At 59.0% G+C, this 17,588-nt stretch carries 19 protein-coding genes; 7 read left to right on the top strand and 12 right to left on the bottom strand.

Annotated elements, in window-relative coordinates; translation table 11 throughout:
- Positions 1 to 14 precede the first annotated feature (14 nt).
- Entirely contained in the window at positions 15 to 794 is a 780-nt protein-coding gene (gene repC / locus PG900_RS19970; RefSeq protein ID WP_254203888.1) for a replication protein C, IncQ-type, read from the top strand.
- Between the two features lie 114 nt (positions 795 to 908).
- On the opposite strand, the gene PG900_RS19965 is transcribed toward repC, so the two are convergent.
- The 10 genes from PG900_RS19965 to PG900_RS19920 all read right to left on the bottom strand — a co-directional run bounded on the left by PG900_RS19965 (position 909) and on the right by PG900_RS19920 (position 8,741).
- Positions 909 to 1,082, bottom strand: coding sequence for a hypothetical protein (locus PG900_RS19965; RefSeq protein WP_156991768.1), 174 nt, complete (start codon positions 1,080 to 1,082; stop codon positions 909 to 911).
- A 6-nt stretch (positions 1,083 to 1,088) separates the two neighbouring features.
- A complete protein-coding gene (locus tag PG900_RS19960; protein WP_125941656.1) occupies positions 1,089 to 2,228 on the bottom strand; it encodes a site-specific integrase in 1,140 nt (379 codons plus the stop codon).
- 162 nt (positions 2,229 to 2,390) lie between these two features.
- On the bottom strand, positions 2,391 to 3,752 hold the full coding sequence (gene mnmE, locus PG900_RS19955) for a tRNA uridine-5-carboxymethylaminomethyl(34) synthesis GTPase MnmE (RefSeq protein ID WP_270801750.1): 1,362 nt from the start codon (positions 3,750 to 3,752) through the stop codon (positions 2,391 to 2,393).
- A gap of 109 nt (positions 3,753 to 3,861) precedes the next feature.
- Complete coding sequence (yidC, locus tag PG900_RS19950) at positions 3,862 to 5,508, bottom strand: membrane protein insertase YidC (protein WP_011707925.1); 1,647 nt, start codon at positions 5,506 to 5,508, stop codon at positions 3,862 to 3,864.
- Positions 5,509 to 5,513: 5 nt separating this feature from the next.
- Complete coding sequence (gene yidD, locus PG900_RS19945) at positions 5,514 to 5,762, bottom strand: membrane protein insertion efficiency factor YidD (RefSeq protein WP_010635605.1); 249 nt, start codon at positions 5,760 to 5,762, stop codon at positions 5,514 to 5,516.
- Positions 5,729 to 6,088: a ribonuclease P protein component gene (rnpA, locus tag PG900_RS19940; RefSeq protein ID WP_016352406.1), complete on the bottom strand. Its 360-nt coding sequence runs from the start codon at positions 6,086 to 6,088 to the stop codon at positions 5,729 to 5,731. The genes yidD and rnpA overlap by 34 nt, the downstream gene beginning before the upstream one ends.
- Positions 6,088 to 6,222 carry a 50S ribosomal protein L34 gene (rpmH, locus tag PG900_RS19935; protein ID WP_005307156.1) on the bottom strand — a complete coding sequence of 45 codons (135 nt, stop codon included), beginning with the start codon at positions 6,220 to 6,222 and terminating at the stop codon, positions 6,088 to 6,090. Before rpmH ends, rnpA begins: the two co-directional genes overlap by 1 nt.
- 269 nt (positions 6,223 to 6,491) lie before the next feature.
- Positions 6,492 to 7,226, bottom strand: a complete 735-nt coding sequence (locus PG900_RS19930; protein WP_017410488.1) for an amino acid ABC transporter ATP-binding protein — start codon at positions 7,224 to 7,226, stop codon at positions 6,492 to 6,494.
- Positions 7,227 to 7,313: 87 nt separating this feature from the next.
- Positions 7,314 to 7,982 (bottom strand): amino acid ABC transporter permease, encoded by a 669-nt coding sequence (locus PG900_RS19925; RefSeq protein WP_011707929.1) that lies wholly within the window; start codon positions 7,980 to 7,982, stop codon positions 7,314 to 7,316.
- A complete protein-coding gene (locus tag PG900_RS19920) occupies positions 7,983 to 8,741 on the bottom strand; it encodes an amino acid ABC transporter substrate-binding protein (RefSeq protein WP_005307144.1) in 759 nt (252 codons plus the stop codon). It lies immediately after the preceding gene.
- A 315-nt stretch (positions 8,742 to 9,056) separates the two neighbouring features.
- Between PG900_RS19920 and dnaA the strand changes: the two genes are divergently transcribed.
- The 4 genes from dnaA to gyrB all read left to right on the top strand — a co-directional run bounded on the left by dnaA (position 9,057) and on the right by gyrB (position 15,128).
- Positions 9,057 to 10,427: a chromosomal replication initiator protein DnaA gene (gene dnaA, locus PG900_RS19915; RefSeq protein ID WP_005307141.1), complete on the top strand. Its 1,371-nt coding sequence runs from the start codon at positions 9,057 to 9,059 to the stop codon at positions 10,425 to 10,427.
- 83 nt (positions 10,428 to 10,510) lie between these two features.
- Positions 10,511 to 11,614, top strand: coding sequence for a DNA polymerase III subunit beta (gene dnaN, locus PG900_RS19910; RefSeq protein ID WP_011704048.1), 1,104 nt, complete (start codon positions 10,511 to 10,513; stop codon positions 11,612 to 11,614).
- Positions 11,615 to 11,616: 2 nt separating this feature from the next.
- The gene (gene recF, locus PG900_RS19905) at positions 11,617 to 12,720 is read left to right on the top strand and encodes a DNA replication/repair protein RecF (RefSeq protein ID WP_076362545.1); all 1,104 of its coding nucleotides are present in this window, start codon (positions 11,617 to 11,619) and stop codon (positions 12,718 to 12,720) included.
- Complete coding sequence (gyrB, locus tag PG900_RS19900) at positions 12,717 to 15,128, top strand: DNA topoisomerase (ATP-hydrolyzing) subunit B (RefSeq protein WP_016348869.1); 2,412 nt, start codon at positions 12,717 to 12,719, stop codon at positions 15,126 to 15,128. The genes recF and gyrB overlap by 4 nt, the downstream gene beginning before the upstream one ends.
- A gap of 116 nt (positions 15,129 to 15,244) precedes the next feature.
- On the opposite strand, the gene PG900_RS19895 is transcribed toward gyrB, so the two are convergent.
- Entirely contained in the window at positions 15,245 to 15,622 is a 378-nt protein-coding gene (locus PG900_RS19895) for a VOC family protein (protein WP_270832113.1), read from the bottom strand.
- Between the two features lie 66 nt (positions 15,623 to 15,688).
- Positions 15,689 to 16,393, bottom strand: a complete 705-nt coding sequence (locus tag PG900_RS19890) for a helix-turn-helix transcriptional regulator (protein WP_270832112.1) — start codon at positions 16,391 to 16,393, stop codon at positions 15,689 to 15,691.
- Positions 16,394 to 16,626: 233 nt separating this feature from the next.
- Between PG900_RS19890 and PG900_RS19885 the strand changes: the two genes are divergently transcribed.
- Together PG900_RS19885 and PG900_RS19880 are read left to right on the top strand one after the other, a co-directional pair.
- On the top strand, positions 16,627 to 17,040 hold the full coding sequence (locus PG900_RS19885) for an Hsp20 family protein (protein WP_010635612.1): 414 nt from the start codon (positions 16,627 to 16,629) through the stop codon (positions 17,038 to 17,040).
- A gap of 92 nt (positions 17,041 to 17,132) precedes the next feature.
- Positions 17,133 to 17,570, top strand: a complete 438-nt coding sequence (locus PG900_RS19880; RefSeq protein ID WP_076362540.1) for an Hsp20 family protein — start codon at positions 17,133 to 17,135, stop codon at positions 17,568 to 17,570.
- Positions 17,571 to 17,588: the final 18 nt, after the last annotated feature.

Here is a 17,588-nt window from a genome sequence, read left to right as displayed (position 1 = left end):
GTCTGGCGCCAGGATTGTTCAGAGCCATCTCTCGTGGCCAGCGCCGCCGAGACAAGCTGGATGTGGTGTATCGATTCGGTGGGGGCAATCAGATTGAGTTTTCCGGGCCAGAACCCTTGGGGGCTGACGATTTGCGCGTACTTCAAGGGTTGGTTGCCCTGGCTGGTATCGAGGACTACAGCGCCATCATCGAACCCATTGCCGCTACCGGGGAGGGCAACACCTTGCGGACCCTGCTAGAGCCTCGCTGGGCAGCCAATCAGCAACGCGTCTTGGTGGTCAAAAGCAGCCTGCGCAAACTGGCCAAGGAGATAGGCTACGCCAACCCTCGTGACACCAATACAGTGCGCCGCTGTGTCGAGCGGTTGTGGAAGGTGTCGGTGATAGCCCAGGTGGCTGGCCAGCGCAGCGGTTTTCGTCTGCTTGCGAACTATGCCAGCGACGCCCTGACCGATGGGCTCTTTGTGGCGCTTAATCCTTTGCTGACCTCCGCCATTATGGGCACTGGCCGCCATGTTCGTATCGACATGACAGAGGTGCGGCGCCTGAATAGCAGCATCACCAGATTGTTACATCAACGGCTATGTGCCTGGGTCGATGTTGGCCAGAGTAGAGTGGTGCAGTTAGACACCTTGGTTGCTTATGTCTTTCCTGAGGAAGCCAGCATGGCCACCCGCCGCAAGCGGCAATCGCGAGTTCGTAAGGCATTGGATGAGCTGACTGCTTTGGGCTGGTCTATCTGCGAACATGCCAAGGGGCGGTTTACCATCGGCCGGCCTGCACTATCACGATAATGGTCACAGACCATCACGAAAGTGGTCACAAAGCTCACGATAATGGTCACAAACCAATTGAGCGAAACCCAGGTGCTACTTGGGCTGCAGGGCGATCCTGAAATCCGATCTAGATTATCTAAGATCATCTACACCAGCGCTGGGTGGCGCCGGCGCTTTTGTTGGCTCTTCCTGGCCAGGATCCGCTTCTTGCTCTAACTGGTTAAGTATCAGCGCAGCCTGCTGTTTGGCGGCCGCGACCACTTCAGGCTTTTCACTGGCCAGGATCTCGTCGAGGGTGCGTCCCATCTTCTATCACTCCAATACGTTGGGGAAATCCAGCATGGCATCTCTTCGCCGCGATTCAAGGATGTCGGCATAGATCTCGGTAGTTCTCAGCTCACTGTGCCCCAGCAAGCGGGAGAGGGCATAGATATCGACGCCGCGGTTAAGCTGGATGACGGCAAAGGAATGACGTGCGCTGTGGAAGGTGACCTTCTTGGTGATCCCGGCCTGCAACGCCCACCGGGTGAGCTCCATGTTGTGCCAAGCCGAGTACTTGAGGCCCTTGAAGATTCGCTCAGATGTCTTGCCTGGGCGCCCCATCAGCTGCATCGCCATGTCATTCAAATCCAGGTATTGCAGGCCGCTAGTCTTCTTCTGGGTGAAGACGATTCGGTAATGGCCGTAGAAGGGCTCAAGCTCTGCCCAAGTCAGCTTATGAATGTCGGACCAGCGCAAGCCAGTGCAGCAGGAGAACAGAAAGGCGCGCTTAAGAACGTCGTAGCGGCATTCGGCCTGGGCCAGGGCTCGTACCTCGTCTTCGGTCAGGTAAACGCGCTTGTTCTTCTCTCCCTGGATGACTTTGACGCGTCGTACCGGATTATCCATCAGCAGCCGCTCCTGCTCTGCTTGGTTCAGGGCTGCCCTCAACTTGTTGAAGTAGGCACTTTGGGTGTTGCGGCTCAGTGGCGTGCCGCTTTTGGTGCGGGCCTTGTGCATCAGGTAGTGCCGAAAACCCTCCAGGAACAGCTGATCGACCTCCTCGAAAGTCAAATCAGGCAGTTTATGGTACTGGCGCAAATGCTTGAGGGTAGACACCCAGATGGAATAGTTGCTCTTGCTGCCTGCCGCCTTTTGGTCGGTCACTTCCTGGAAGTACTCAAAGAATCTGGCCTTGTGGGCGTTCGAGAAATCCAGGTGGTGTTTGCCGGTCTCGTATTCGAAGAGCCGCTTGGCGCGGATGGCTTCGGCTGCCCGCTGTGTTTCTTTGTTGTGAAGCCGCTGTGCCGGGGTACGCGGCTTGTCGTACAGGAAGAGATCCAGGGTCTCTCTGCTGCGCTTGTGCTTGCGGATGCCTGTGGCGGGGTCAAGGTAGGAGCCGGCGTAGTAGGTTAAGCGCAGAGCGCGCTTGCCTTCGGCGTCCGGTGCCCGGTATTCGATGCTGATGTTCATGAGTGTCCCCCAAAAGTACCCCAAGAGGTTACTTCGGGGTACTCTCGGGGTAAATTCTCACGAAACAAGATCAGGCAAGAACAGCCAGTAAAAAACAAAGTCCATTATTTACAATGTCTTATGTTCTTTCTGGCTGCTTTTTATTGCTGATTTTTCACCACATTACTTCCCGATGCAGAAGCTGGAGAAGATGCGACCCAGCAGATCGTCGGAGCTGAACTCACCGGTGATCTCGGAGAGGGACTCCTGCGCCAGGCGCAGCTCTTCGGCCACCAGCTCGCCGGCCACGAACACCTCCAGCTGCTCCTTGGCCACCAGCAGCCGCTCGGCGGCGCGTTCCAGCGCATCCAGGTGACGGCGGCGGGCCATGAAGCCCCCCTCGGTGTTGCCCTGGAAGCCCATGCAAGCCTTCAGGTGCTCGCGCAGGGCGGGCAGCCCCAGCTCGGTCTTGGCGGAGATGCGGTAGACTGCGTGGCCCTTCTCCTGACTCGGAGCCAGATCTTCGCCGGTCAGGTCGGCCTTGTTGCGCACCACGGTGAGGCCGATCTTTTTTGGCAACCGATCAACAAATTCCGGCCAGATCTCCCGCGGGTCGACCGCATCCGTGGTGGTGCCATCCACCATGAACAGCACCCGGTCGGCCTGCTCAATCTCGGCCCAGGCACGCTCGATGCCGATCTGCTCCACCTTGTCCTGGGTATCGCGCAGGCCGGCGGTGTCGATGATGTGCAGCGGCATGCCATCCAGATGGATGTGCTCGCGCAGCACGTCACGGGTGGTGCCGGCGATCTCGGTGACGATGGCGGACTCGCGGCCGGCCAGGGCGTTGAGCAGGCTCGATTTGCCGGCGTTGGGACGACCGGCGATCACCACCTTCATCCCTTCCCGCAGCAGGGCACCCTGCTTGGCCTCGCCGCGTACGTCGTCTAGCTCCGCCATGATGGCGTAGAGATCACCCGCCACCTTGCCGTCGGAGAGAAAATCGATCTCCTCGTCCGGGAAGTCGATGGCGGCCTCCACATAGATACGCAGCCGGGTGAGACTCTCCACCAGCTGCTGGATCTTGCCGGAGAACTGCCCCTGCAGGGAGTGCATGGCACTGCGGGCCGCCTGCTCGCTGGATGCCTCGATAAGGTCGGCGATGGCCTCGGCCTGGGCCAGATCCAGCTTGTCGTTCATGAAGGCGCGTTCGCTGAACTCGCCGGGGCGGGCAGGGCGCAGCCCTTTTATCTGCAGGATGCGGCGCACCAGCATGTCCATGATCACCGGGCCGCCATGGCCCTGCAGTTCCAGCACATCTTCGCCGGTGAAGCTGTTGGGGGCCTTGAACAGCAGGGCGATGCCCTGATCCAGCGGCTGGCCTTGCTCATCCCTGAACGGCAGATATTCGGCATAACGCACCCGGGGGAGCTTGCCGAGCACTATCTCGGCGACCTGTTCGGCGGCGGGACCGGAGACGCGGACTATGCCGACGCCACCCCGGCCGGGGGCGGTGGCCTGGGCCACGATGGTATCTGTAGTCATCTTGCTTGGCTCATTTGTTCGCTGATGGTTCACAGCAGTGGGGTCATTGTAATAAAAAAGGCGGCCCGAAGGCCGCCTCTTTTGTCATCCATCTTGCCATCGGGAGCGATTAGCTGCGGGTATGCAGGCCTTTCTTCTCAAGCTGACGGTAGATGATGGTCTGCTGGGTAATGGAGATGACGTTGCTCACCAGCCAGTACAGGGTCAGACCTGCCGGGAACCAGAGGAACATGAAAGTGAAGATGATCGGCATGAACTGCATCACTTTCTGCTGCATCGGGTCGGTAATGGTGGTCGGGCTCATCTTCTGCAGGTACCACATGGACGCACCCATGAGGATCGGCAGCACGAAGAAGGGGTCCTTCACCGACAGGTCGGTGATCCACAGGGCGAACGGCGCGTGGCGCAGCTCAACGGATTCCATCAGTGCCCAGTAGAGGGCGATGAAGATCGGCATCTGCACCAGGATCGGCAGACAGCCACCCAGCGGGTTGACCTTCTCCTTCTTGTACAGCTCCATCATGCCCTGAGACATCTTCTGGCGATCGTCGCCGAAGCGCTCACGCAGTGCGGCCAGCTTGGGCTGCAGCATGCGCATCTTGGCCATGGAGGTGTACTGGGCCTTGGTCAGCGGGAACATGATGCCGCGTACCAGCAGGGTCAGCATGATGATGGCCACACCCCAGTTCTGGACGAAACCGTGGAACACGGTCAGCAGCCAGTGCAGCGGTTGGGCTATGAACCAGAGCCAGCCGTAGTCGACGGTCAGGTCGAGGTGGTTTGCCACCTTGGCCATCTGGTCTTGCAGCTTGGGACCGACCCACAGCTTGCTGGTCACTTCGGCCTGCTGGCCGGCAGCCACGTCAACCAGCGGCGCCTTGTAGCCGATGATGGCCTGGTCTTTGCCAGGGATCACGCGGCTGTAGAAGCTGTTGGTATCGTCGGCATTCGGTGCCCAAGCAGAGACGAAGTAGTGTTGCAGCATGGCGACCCAACCACCCTTGGTGGTCTTGTTCAGGTCGGCATCCTTCATCTCGTCGAAGGTGTACTTCTTGTAGCGGGTATCTTCGCTGGAGAAGGCACCACCACGGTAGGCACTGGCCACCATGGCATGACCCTGCTGGTCTTTCGGGGTAGTCACGGTCTGCTTCAGCTGACCGTAGAACTGCACCTGGACCGGCTCGGCGGACTTGTTGTCGATCTTGTAATCGACGCCAACGGCGTAGTCACCACGCTTGAGGACGAACTCCTTGGTGAAGACCACGCCCTTGCTGTCGGTCCAGGTCATCGGTACGACGACTTGATCCTGACCATCGGCCAGCTGGTAGCTGGTCTGGGCGGCTTCGTAGGTGGGACGACCCTGGGCCTGGCTGTCAGGACCATTGCGACCAACCAGACCGCTCTGGGCAACGTAGAGGTGCTCAGGTTGGCTGGTCAGCAGTACGAACGGTTGATCCTTGCCCTCTTCCAGCTTGTGGGCCAGCAGATCGGCAGAGACGATGTCGCCACCCTGGGTATCCAGGGTCAGCTTGAGCACGTCGGAGGAGACGGTGATCAGCTTGCGTGCGGTGTTCGCATTGGCTTGCTCGGAAACCTGAGGAATATCACCGGTCTGACCGGCTTCAGGTACGAAATGTTCGGTTTGGGCCACGGTAGTCGGGGCCGGCTTCGGAGCCTTGTCGGACTCCCACTGTTGCCAGAGCAAAAAGCTCACGAACAGCAAACCGATCAGGATGAGATTGCGTTGTGATTCCATAGTCTTCAGTTTCTTCGCTTTGGTTGCGGAACCGGGTCATAACCACCCTCGGATAAGGGATGGCATTTTAATAGACGTTTGCTGGCTAACCAAACGCCTTTTATGAAACCGTGAAGTCGGATTGCTTCTATCGCAAATTGGGAACAAGTCGGAGTGAAACGGCAGCGCGGCCCGAGCAGCGGGCTAATGATTAGCTGATACAGGCGTATCAGTTTGACAGCTACCCATTGCAACGGCGTGACAGAGTGCGCCATAGCTTTTCCAGTAACTTGAACAGTTCCTCGTTATCCATCTCTTTCACACCGGCCTTGGCGATCACGACGATGTCGATAGCGGGCAGATTGGCCTGATTGAGGCGGAAACTTTCCCGAACCACCCGTTTTACACGGTTGCGCCAGACGGCACGCTTGAGTGCTTTTTTGGGCACAGCGAGACCAAGGCGAGGATGTTCGAGGGTATTGGGACAGGCGAGAAGCGTAATTTGCGGAGAAGCGGCCCGGACAGGCTCGGCGAAAACGCGTTTGAAGTGTTCGGGAGTTAACAGACGTAACTCCCGAGAAAAGGCGTGCTGGGTAGGCATTAGACTACCAGGCGGGCACGACCCTTGGCACGACGAGCGGCCAGAACTTTACGACCGTTGGCAGTTGCCATGCGGGCGCGGAAACCGTGAGAGCGCTTGCGCTTCAGGTTGGACGGTTGAAAAGTACGTTTCATGATTCGATTCCGTATTTCTGTACAGTTTTGATTGTCACACTTAGCCGACGCGCCAGCTATAGCGTGTGACGACTAGCAAAAGAGGCCGAATTCTAAACAGAGTTCGGCTTTTAGTCAATCCGCCGTTCCCTCTCTTCCTGTCCTGACCTTGCAAAGGCCCGAACCGGCAGTGAGGATCCAGAGGATCGAGGGCTCCGGATTATACTGGCAACCCGGGGTTTAACAAGGATCCTCCAATAAAAAAGGCGGCAATGCCGCCAAAGAGAGAGCTATTTAAGCACTTTGCGCAGGAACTCCCGGGTACGGGGATCCTGCGGATCGACCAATATCTGATCCGGCGGGCCCTGTTCCACGATCCGGCCCCCTTCCATGAAGATCACCCGATCGGCAACATCTCGAGCAAATTCAATCTCATGGGTTACCACCACCATGGTCTGGTGCTGGCGGGCCAGCTCCTTCATCAGACCCAGTACCTCGTCGACCCACTCGGGGTCGAGAGCCGACGTGGGCTCGTCAAACAGGATCACCTTGGAGTGTGCGGCCATGGCCCGGCCGATGCCGACCCGCTGCTGCTGACCACCCGACAGGGAAGCCGGATAGGCGTCCTGCTTGTCGGCGAGGCCGATGTCCTTGAGGATGCCGAGGGCGGTGGCACGGGCCTCTGCCTTCGGCTGTTTCCAGACGGTGATCAGCCCTTCGGCGATGTTGTCCAGCGCCGTCTTGTTGGCAAACAGGGCGTAGTTCTGGAACACGAAGGAGGCCCGCTTGCGCAGCTCAATGGCCTGCTGCTCGCTGGCCCTGGCCAGGTTGAGCTGCAGATCGTCGATGGCGAGGTTGCCGGCATCCGGGGTTTCCAGCAGGTTGAGACAGCGCAGCAGGGTCGACTTGCCGGTGCCGGAGGGGCCGATGATGACCACTATCTCCCCCTTTTTCACCTCCAGATCGATGCTGTTCAGCACCTGATTGCCGTCATATGCCTTGGACAGGCCGGTTAACTTGATCATGATGGCCCTCCTTTAAACAGGCGCAGTGTTAAAGCGTACTGCCTGCGTGCATGGCAGGCGGGTCGGTTGCGTTGTCATGGCAACCCCCTAATAAGCGCGGTTGAGCCGCACTTCCAGCAGATGCTGCAAGCGGGTAAAGAAGATCACCACCACCCAGTAGACCAGCGCCACCGCCATGAAGCTCTCGAAGAACTTGAAGGAGGAGGAGGCTTCCATCTGCGCCTTGCCCATGATCTCGGCCACCCCCAGAGTAAAGGCCAGCGAGGTGCTCTTGATCATGTCGATGAAGTAGTTCATCAGCGACGGCGTCGCAATGCGGGCCGCCTGCGGCAATATGATCCGCTGCATCGCCTGGTAGCGGCTCATGCCGATACTGAGGGCGGCTTCCATCTGGCTCTTGTGGATGCCGATGATGGAGGCGCGGATCGATTCGGCCATGTAGGCGGCGAAGTGCAGGGTCAGGCCGACGATGGCGGCGGTAAAGGCATCCATCCCCACGAAGATGGGGAACAGCTGTGGCAGCCCGTAATAGAGCAGGAACAGCTGGACGAGTAGCGGTGTACCCCGGAAAAACGAGATATAGAGCATCGCCAGCCAGTGGATCACGGGAACGCGAAACACCCGTACTATCGCTAGGGCCAGCGACAGTACGAGTGCCAGGACGAATCCCCACAGGGCCATCTCCATCGTGGTGCCCAGATATTTGAGCAGGATGGGAAACAGCCCCAGCGTGTATTCGAGGTCAAATTCCATCATTTATTTGTCGGTGATGTCGGAAGCGAACCATTTTTCAGAGATCTGACGCAGGGAACCATCCTTGCGCATGGCGGTGAGGGCATCGTCGACCTTCTTCAGCAGCGCCTGCTTTTCAGGGGTCTTCAGGAAGGGCAGGGCGTTCTCGATGGTTTCAAACGGTGCGCCGGCCTGCTGCAGCGGCAGCTTGGACTCTTTGATCAGTTGGGCGGTGGAGACGCGGTCCATCACGAAGGCGTCGATCCGGCCCAGGGCAACGTCCTGCTCGAAGGCGGAGTCATAGGTGCGGATGTCGATCTTCTTGTTCGGGTCGTTCTTGCGCAGCAGTTCTTCGAAGTTGGAGCCTAGGTTCACCGCCACCTTCTTGCCTTCCAGATCCTTGATGCCGTGAATGGTGCTGTTGCCCTTGCGGACCACGATCTGGGCACCGTCATAGACGTAGGGCTGGGAGAAGGCGTACTTGGCCTTGCGCTCGTCGGTGATGGTGATCTGGTTGGAGATGGTATCGACGCGGCCGGTTTCCAGCATGCCGAACAGGCCGGAGAAGCTGGCGGTCACGAATTCTACCTTGTAGCCGGTGCGCTCACCGATCTGGTTCCACATATCCACCTCGAAGCCCTGCAGCTTGTCCTGCTTGACGAAGGTGAACGGGAAGTACTTGCCGGACATGCCGACCTTGATGGTTTCCTGGGCGATGGCTTGACCGGACAGGGCGGCCAGCAAAATGGCTGCGCCGGAGACCAGCTTGATGGATGACGTCATGGGGATTCCTCTCTCTCTCTGTTGTTCTGTATTTTTAGTTGTAAACACTGGATTTGCGCTGATGTTATTGGAATAAAAGCTAAAGAATAAATGATATTTGGTTATATAAAATAACCGCTTCAGGTCTGGATCTTTGGTGCCCCTGTCGATGGATCTGGCTGTGGGTAACTTTGGGGATGAAATCGGATTCGGCGCTGCTGGATCCTTGAAAGTCAAGGATCTTATTTGCTGGATCCGCGAGGTCGCGGCTAGAGATCCAGCCGCTAAAAACGTAGAATAGCCGGTCTTTAGTTAATCAATCGACGGGAGTTTAGAGTGACTGCTTCGCTATGGCAGCAGTGCCTTAACCGGCTGCAAGATGAGTTGCCCTCGGCAGAATTCAGCATGTGGATCCGGCCGCTTCAAGCGGAGTTGAGTGACAATACTCTGACCCTGTATGCACCGAATCGCTTTGTTCTGGACTGGGTTCGAGACAAGTATCTCATCCGGGTGAACGGCATCATCAATGAACTCTGCGGGGTCGACGGCCCCACTCTGCGTTTTGACATTGGTAATCGTCCCCATCCCGTCGCGGTCGCCAGAGCGCCGGCGCGGGGTGCGGATCCTGTGAATAACTCGCAGAAGAGCTGGGAAAGCAAGGCCGAGGCCAAACCCGAGCCGAACCACAAGAGCAACACCAACGTGAACTATACCTTCGAGAATTTCGTCGAAGGTAAGTCCAACCAGTTGGCTCGTGCGGCTGCCCGTCAGGTTGCCGACAATCCGGGCGGGGCCTACAACCCGCTGTTCCTCTATGGCGGCACCGGTCTGGGCAAAACCCACCTGCTGCATGCGGTCGGCAATGCCATCAAGGAGCGCAAGCAGGACGCCAAGGTCATCTACATGCACTCCGAACGGTTTGTGCAGGACATGGTGAAGGCGCTGCAGAATAACGCCATTGAAGAGTTCAAGCGTTATTACCGTAGCGTCGATGCCCTGCTCATCGATGACATCCAGTTCTTTGCCAACAAGGAGCGCTCCCAGGAGGAGTTCTTCCACACCTTCAACGCCCTACTCGAAGGCAACCAGCAGATCATCCTGACCTCGGATCGTTATCCGAAGGAGATCAACGGGGTGGAAGATCGTCTCAAGTCCCGCTTCGGCTGGGGCCTGACGGTGGCGATCGAACCGCCGGAGCTGGAAACCCGGGTGGCGATCCTGATGCGCAAGGCGGACGAGAACCAGATCCACCTGCCGGACGAAGTGGCCTTCTTCATCGCCAAGCGGCTGCGCTCCAACGTGCGTGAGCTGGAAGGTGCCCTCAACCGGGTGATTGCCAACGCCAACTTTACCGGTCGGGCGATCAATATCGACTTCGTGCGCGAAGCGCTGCGCGACCTGCTGGCGCTGCAGGAGAAGCTGGTCACCATCGACAACATCCAGAAGACGGTGGCGGAGTACTACAAGATCAAGCTGGCGGATCTGCTCTCCAAGCGGCGTTCCCGCTCCGTTGCCCGCCCACGCCAGCTGGCGATGGCGCTGGCCAAGGAGCTGACCAACCATAGCTTGCCGGAGATAGGTGATGCCTTTGGTGGTCGTGACCACACTACCGTGCTTCATGCCTGCCGCAAGATCGAGCAGCTGAAGGAAGAGAGTCACGACATCAAGGAAGACTATTCCAACCTGATCCGTACCCTTTCTTCCTGACAACGGAACGGAGTGGACAGATGCAGTTCGAATATTCCAACCTGATCCGAACCTTTTCCTCCTAATAACAACGGAGAGCACAGATGCAGCTCGAAATTAGCCGTGAGGCCCTGTTACGTCCTCTGCAACTGGTGTCCGGTGCCCTCGGTGGCCGGCCGACCCTGCCAATCCTCGGGAACGTGCTGCTGGATGTGAGCAACGGTCTGCTGTCACTGACCGGGACCGACCTCGAAGTGGAGATGATCGGTCAGGTCTATCTCAACAGCGACAGTCAGGATGGCCGCACCACAGTGCCGGCGCGCAAGCTGCTGGATATCTGCCGTGGTCTGCCGGAGGGGGCGGACATTCGCCTCAATACCGAAGGCGAGCGCCTGATCATCCGTTCCGGTCGCTCCCGTTTCAACCTGTCGACCCTGCCGGCCACCGAATACCCGAACATCGAGGATTGGGAGTCCGTGCTCGAGTTCGACATCGGCCAGCTGGAGCTTAAAAAGCTCATCGATGCCACCCAGTTTTCCATGGCCAGCCAGGACGTGCGTTACTACCTGAACGGCATGCTGTTCGAGAGCGAGGGGCACGGCCTGCGTACCGTGGCGACCGACGGTCACCGGCTGGCGACCTGCCGCCGCGAGGTGGTAACGGAATCGCTGCCCGATCATCAGGTCATCCTGCCGCGCAAGGGCGTGCTGGAACTGGTGCGCCTGCTGGAAGCGGAAGACAAGCCGGTACGGCTGCAGATCGGCCGCAGCAACCTGCGTGCCGCCCTCGACGGCTTCATCTTCACCTCCAAGCTGGTGGATGGTCGCTTCCCGGACTGGCGCCGCGTCATTCCGCGCAACAGCGACAAGGCCCTGATCGCCGGCCGTGAGGATCTGCGCCAGGCGTTTGCCCGTGCCGCCATCCTCTCCAACGAGAAATTCCGTGGGGTGCGTCTCAATCTGCAGGAAAACCTGCTGCGCATCACCGCCAACAACCCGGAACAGGAAGAAGCCGAAGAGCTGCTTGACGTACAATACGAAGCCGGCGAGATGGAGATTGGTTTCAACGTCTCTTATGTGCTGGACGTGCTGAATACGTTAAAATGTGACCAAATCCGGATCAGCCTGAGCGATTCCATCAGCAGCGCCATTATTGAGGATTTTGACAGTCAGGATGCTCAGTACGTGGTAATGCCGATGCGGATCTAGTCGTGTCCCTGGTCAAACTCCAGCTCAGCGACTTTCGCAATATCCAGCAGGCCAGTCTCGCGCTGTCGCCCGGCCTCAATATCCTGGTCGGGTGCAATGGCAGCGGCAAGACCAGCGTGCTGGAAGCCATTCACTACCTCGGTCTCGGTCGCTCCTTTCGTACTCACCTGACCGGGCGGGTCATCCGCCAGGGGGAGAGGGCGTTTACCCTGTTCGCCCAGTGTGAACTGGAAGGGCGCCAGGTACCCATCGGCCTCGCCAAGGACAAGAGTGGCGAGACCCAGCTCAAGATCGCCGGTACCCAGGCCCAGCGCCTGGCCGAGCTGGCCGAATTGCTGCCGGTGCAGTTGATCCATCCGGATGGCTTCAATCTGCTGACCGGCGGGCCTCAGGCTCGTCGAGCCTGGCTCGACTGGGGTGTTTTTCATCAGGAGCCGACCTTCTTCTCCCTGTGGGGGCGAGTACGTCGGCTGCTGAAACAGCGCAATGCGCTGCTGCGTCAGAGCAGCCAGTATCGCCAGCTGGCGTACTGGGATCAGGAATTGGTACGGTTGGGCGGTGAATTGGCCGAGTTTCGCGCCAGTTATTGTCAGGCCATTACGCCCCTGATCAAGGAGATGACGGCGGATTTTTTGCCGGAATTCGATATCAGCCTTGGATTCTATCGAGGCTGGGAAAAAGATACCCCGCTCAATGAATTGCTGGAGGCGGGGTTTGAGCGGGATCGGGCGCTGGGTTACACAGGAGTAGGCCCACAGAAGGCCGATGTGCGACTCAAGGCGAACGGCGTCCCCGCTCAGGATATTTTGTCCAGGGGTCAGTTGAAGTTGCTGGTCTGTGCCATGCGACTGGCCCAAGGGCTCTATTTGAATCAACATAGCAGCCGTGGCTGTATTTTTTTAATTGATGATTTTGCCTCTGAACTGGATGTCGACAAGCGCCGGTTGCTGGCCGCAAGGCTGAAGCAGTGTGCGTCCCAGGTATTCATTACCGCCATCGACACCGGTCAGCTCGCAGACATGATGGATGCGAATGACTGCAAGTTGTTCCACGTGGAACAAGGCAAGATCTCCGAAACGTTAGAGAAGGCAGAGAGTAAGCTATGAGTGAAAATACTTACGACTCCTCGAATATCAAGGTACTGAAGGGCCTGGATGCGGTCCGCAAGCGCCCGGGGATGTATATCGGCGATACGGATGATGGCTCGGGTCTGCACCACATGGTGTTCGAGGTCGTCGACAACTCCATTGACGAGGCTCTGGCCGGCTACTGCTCCGATATTCAGGTCAAGATCCATTCCGACGGCTCCGTCTCCGTCCGTGACAACGGTCGTGGTATTCCTGTCGACATCCACCCGGAAGAGGGTCGATCCGCTGCCGAAGTCATCATGACTGTGCTGCACGCGGGCGGCAAGTTCGACGACAACTCCTACAAGGTCTCCGGTGGTCTGCACGGCGTCGGCGTCTCCGTGGTAAACGCCCTCTCTGACAAGCTGCTGCTGACCATCCGTCGCAACGGCCATGTCTACGAGCAGACCTATCACCTGGGTGAGCCGCAGGCACCGCTCAAGCAGATTGGCGACAGCACCGGCACCGGGACTGAAGTCCGCTTCTGGCCGAGCCCGACCATTTTCAGCGATACCCTGTTCCACTACGAGATCCTGGCCAAGCGTCTGCGCGAGCTCTCCTTCCTCAACTCCGGCGTCTCCATCCGTCTGCTGGATGAGCGTGATGGCCGCGAGGCGCACTTCTGCTACGAAGGCGGTATCAAGGCGTTCGTCGAATACCTGAACCAGAACAAAACCCCGATCCACCCGAAAGTGTTCCACTTCACCACCGAGCAGGACGGCATCGGCGTCGAAGTGGCGATGCAGTGGAACGACGCCTATCAGGAAGGGGTTTACTGCTTCACCAACAACATTCCGCAGCGTGATGGTGGTACCCACCTGGTGGGCTTTCGTACCGCGCTGACCCGTACTCTGAACTCCTACATGGATAAAGAGGACTACAGCAAGAAGGCCAAGTCTGCCGCCAGTGGCGACGACGTGCGTGAAGGTCTGATTGCCGTTATCTCCGTCAAGGTGCCGGATCCCAAGTTCTCCTCCCAGACCAAGGACAAGCTGGTCTCTTCCGAAGTGAAGACCGCCGTCGAACAGGCGATGGGTGAGAAGCTGGCCGACTTCCTGCTGGAAAACCCGGGCGATGCCAAGATCGTGGTCAACAAGATCATCGATGCGGCCCGTGCCCGCGAAGCGGCCCGCAAGGCCCGTGAACTGACCCGCCGCAAAGGCGCGCTGGATATCGCCGGTCTGCCCGGCAAGCTGGCTGACTGTCAGGAAAAAGACCCGGCGCTCTCCGAACTCTACATAGTGGAAGGGGACTCTGCTGGCGGTTCCGCCAAGCAGGGTCGCAACCGTAAAAACCAGGCCATCCTGCCGCTCAAGGGCAAGATCTTGAACGTGGAGAAGGCCCGTTTCGACAAGATGATCTCCTCCCAGGAGGTGGGCACCCTGATCACCGCACTGGGCTGCGGCATCGGTCGTGACGAGTACAACCCGGACAAGCTGCGTTATCACAACATCATCATCATGACCGATGCGGACGTCGATGGTGCGCACATTCGTACCCTGCTACTGACCTTTTTCTATCGTCAGATGCCGGAAATCATCGAGCGTGGCTACGTCTACATCGCCCAGCCGCCGCTCTACAAGGTGAAGAAGGGCAAGCAGGAGCAGTATCTGAAAGACGAAGACGCGCTGCTGCAATACCAGACTGCCATGGCGCTGGACGGTGCGACTCTGCATGTCAACGAGTCCGCCCCGGCCATCGGTGGCGAGGCGCTGGAGCGTCTGGTCAACCAGCATCGCTCGGTGACTCACCTGATCACCCGCATGTCGCGCCGCGCGCCGGAAGCCGTGCTGACCCAGCTGATCTATCAGCCGGAGCTGAACGAAGCGCTGCTGAGCAGCGAGAGCGATCTGCTGGCCTGGTGTCAGAGCATGGAAGCCGTGCTCAACGAGAGCAACCACGGCATCCAGTACCAGATGCAGGTACGCCACGACGAAGAGCGCCGTCTGTTCGTGCCGCACGCCGTGGTACGCCAGCACGGGGTCGACCGTGAATACCCGCTCAGCTACGACTTCCTGCAATCCTCCGAGTACCGTCAGCTGGTCTCGCTGGGCAAGGAGATCGCCAACCTGATCGAGGAAGGTGGTTACATCAAGCGTGGCGAGAAGGTGAAGCCGGTCGCCAGCTTCGTGGAAGCGGTCGAGTGGCTGATGGGCGAAGGCAAGCGTGGCATCTACATCCAGCGCTATAAAGGGCTGGGCGAGATGAACCCGGACCAGCTGTGGGAAACCACCATGGATCCGGAAGCCCGTCGCATGCTGCGTGTCACCATCGACGACGCCGTCGGTGCCGACCAGCTCTTCTCCACCCTGATGGGTGATGCCGTTGAGCCGCGCCGTGACTTTATCGAGACCAACGCCCTGCGCGTGGCCAACCTCGACGTCTAATTCGACGCTGTCAGCTCGATATAAAAAAGCCGCTCCCTGTGAGCGGCTTTTTGTTTTTCTGGCGAAAGAGGTGGCACGTTCCACGTGAAACATGGCTCCGTCTTGATGGTGCCGGCTCAGCCCAGTTCGGGGGCCGGGCAGTAGAGGCGCAGACGATGGCCATCCGGATCGAGCGCCATGCAGGTGTAGCCAAACTCCATCCGGGTCGGTGCCTGGATCAGGGTGAGCCCGCGCGCCTGCCACTCGGCAGACAGGCGATCGACGGCGGCATCATCGGGGAGGGCGAAGGCCAGCTCCATGGCCCCGGCCGTTTGGGTCACGGCGGGCTGGACCGTGGCGCTGGACCAGAGTGCCAGTCTGGCGCCTGATTCGAATACGAACATGGCAAAGGTGGGGGACTCCTCCACCGGTGGGCGTCCGAACAGCTTGCGATAGAAGAGCGCGCTGCGGGCCGGGTTGGCAACGTAGAGGATGGTGAACTGGGGGACTAACATGGTGATGCTCCTTGCTGATGAGATGGCGCATCGGCGCCGACCCCGTCAGCATGGCGCTGCCTGCTGTCAGTTTCTGTCAGCAATGAATCTGGGCTGCGGGATCTGCTGGCTGTCGCGCCACTCCTTGAGCAGCCGCTCCCGGCTGCCCGGATAAGGTTCCTCCTCCAGCCGCATCGCGCTGATCCTGTCCACCCGAAAGTGGCGAAAGCCCTGGCGCAGCTCGCACCAGGCCACCAGTACCCGCACCTGGTCGAAGTAGCCGAGGGCACAGGGCCAGACAGTGCGCTCCGAGCTCTCCTCTTTGAGATCCCGATAGCTCAGGCTCACCTTGCGCTGCTGGCGGATGGCGCTGCGCAGCGGAGCCTCATCGACGGGGCTGTCACCGCGAGAGGTACCGATCAACAGGGCATTGGCATGCAGCTGTTGGCGGTAGTCGGCGGGTAGCACGGCCTCTATCTTGGCCAGCGCGCTGCTGGCGGCGGTACTGAGGGCATGGTCGGCATGGGCCGCCACCCAGCGTGAGCCCAGCACCAGCGCATCCAGCTCCTCTTCGCTGAACATCAGCGGCGGCAGCATGAAGCCGGGGCGCAGCACATAGCCGATGCCCGCTTCCCCCTCGATGTGGGCGCCCTGTGCTTGCAGGGTAGCGATATCCCGATAGAGGGTGCGCAGGCTGATGCCAAGCTGGCTGGCCAGCTCGCTGCCGGTGATGGCGTAGCGGTGGCCGCGCAGCAGTTGCAGCAGGGCCAGCAGGCGTTCGGAACGGGACATGATATGGCTCCTCAAGATCTCCGCTCAGGGTGCCATGTTGTGACTGGGGGAGAAAGTTGAATGTGGAAAAGGCCTGCAACGGGCGGCGAGAAGATTTTTCGATCAGGACCCTTGAAAGCCGAAAGCGGGCCCCTATATAGATAACAAGGCCGGAACGCTCGACAGAGGTTTCGACCAGGCGCCCGTCCATCAGGAGGGCAAAAATCAGTTATCGCTCAAAAGAGGATAATACTATGCGTTCTATCGACTTTTCTCCGCTCTATCGTTCTGCCATCGGTTTCGATCGTCTGGCCAATCTCATCGAATCTGCGGCCAGCAATGGCAATGCCGGTTATCCCCCCTACAACATCGAGCAGCTGGGTGACAGCGACTACCGCATCAGCATGGCGGTGGCGGGCTTTACCCAGGAAGAGCTGGAGCTGAGCTTCCAGGAAAATCTGCTGACGGTGAAGGGCAACAAGCAGGCCGATACCGAGCGCAACTACCTCTACCAAGGCATAGCCGAACGCGGTTTCGAGCGTCGCTTCCAGCTGGCCGACTATGTGCGGGTGAAGGGGGCCGATCTGAAAAACGGTCTGCTGCACATCGACCTGGTGCGCGAAGTGCCCGAGGCGATGAAGCCCCGCAAGATCGAGATCAACGGCTGATAGCCTGACCTCATTGAATTGTTGACGTTTCCCGGGTGCCGATGACGGGTCCGTGGAGAAGTGAAACCTGTTGCTTATAGAAGGATAGGATTATGCGTAATCTCGATTTTTCTCATCTCTATTCCAACGCCGTCGGCTTCGAGCGGATGGCCCGTGAGCTGGAAGGTCTGTTCGAGCAGAAGACCGCCGCTTATCCCCCGTACAACATCGAAAAGCGCGATCACGATGGCTATCGCATCACGGTTGCCGTGGCTGGCTTCGAGCGCGAAGAGCTGGAGCTGGAAACCGAAAACGGCACCCTCAAGGTGAAGGGGCGCAAGGCCGCCGCCGATGAACGCCAGTTCCTCCATCAGGGGATCGCCGAGCGCGACTTCGAGCTCGCCTTCAAGCTGAGCCAGCATGTGGAAGTGCAGGGCGCCAAGCTGGAACATGGGCTGCTGACCATCGATCTGGCGCGCGAGCTGCCGGAGGCGCTCAAGCCTCGTGCCATCCCGATCGGCAAGCCCGATCAGCTGGCACTGCCCGGTTAAGCCAACCGGCGCGTGATA

Source organism: Aeromonas sp. QDB03, assembly GCF_027707985.1.
GTDB classification, from domain to species: domain Bacteria; phylum Pseudomonadota; class Gammaproteobacteria; order Enterobacterales; family Aeromonadaceae; genus Aeromonas; species Aeromonas hydrophila.
This window is presented reverse-complemented; position numbering and strand designations above follow the sequence as displayed.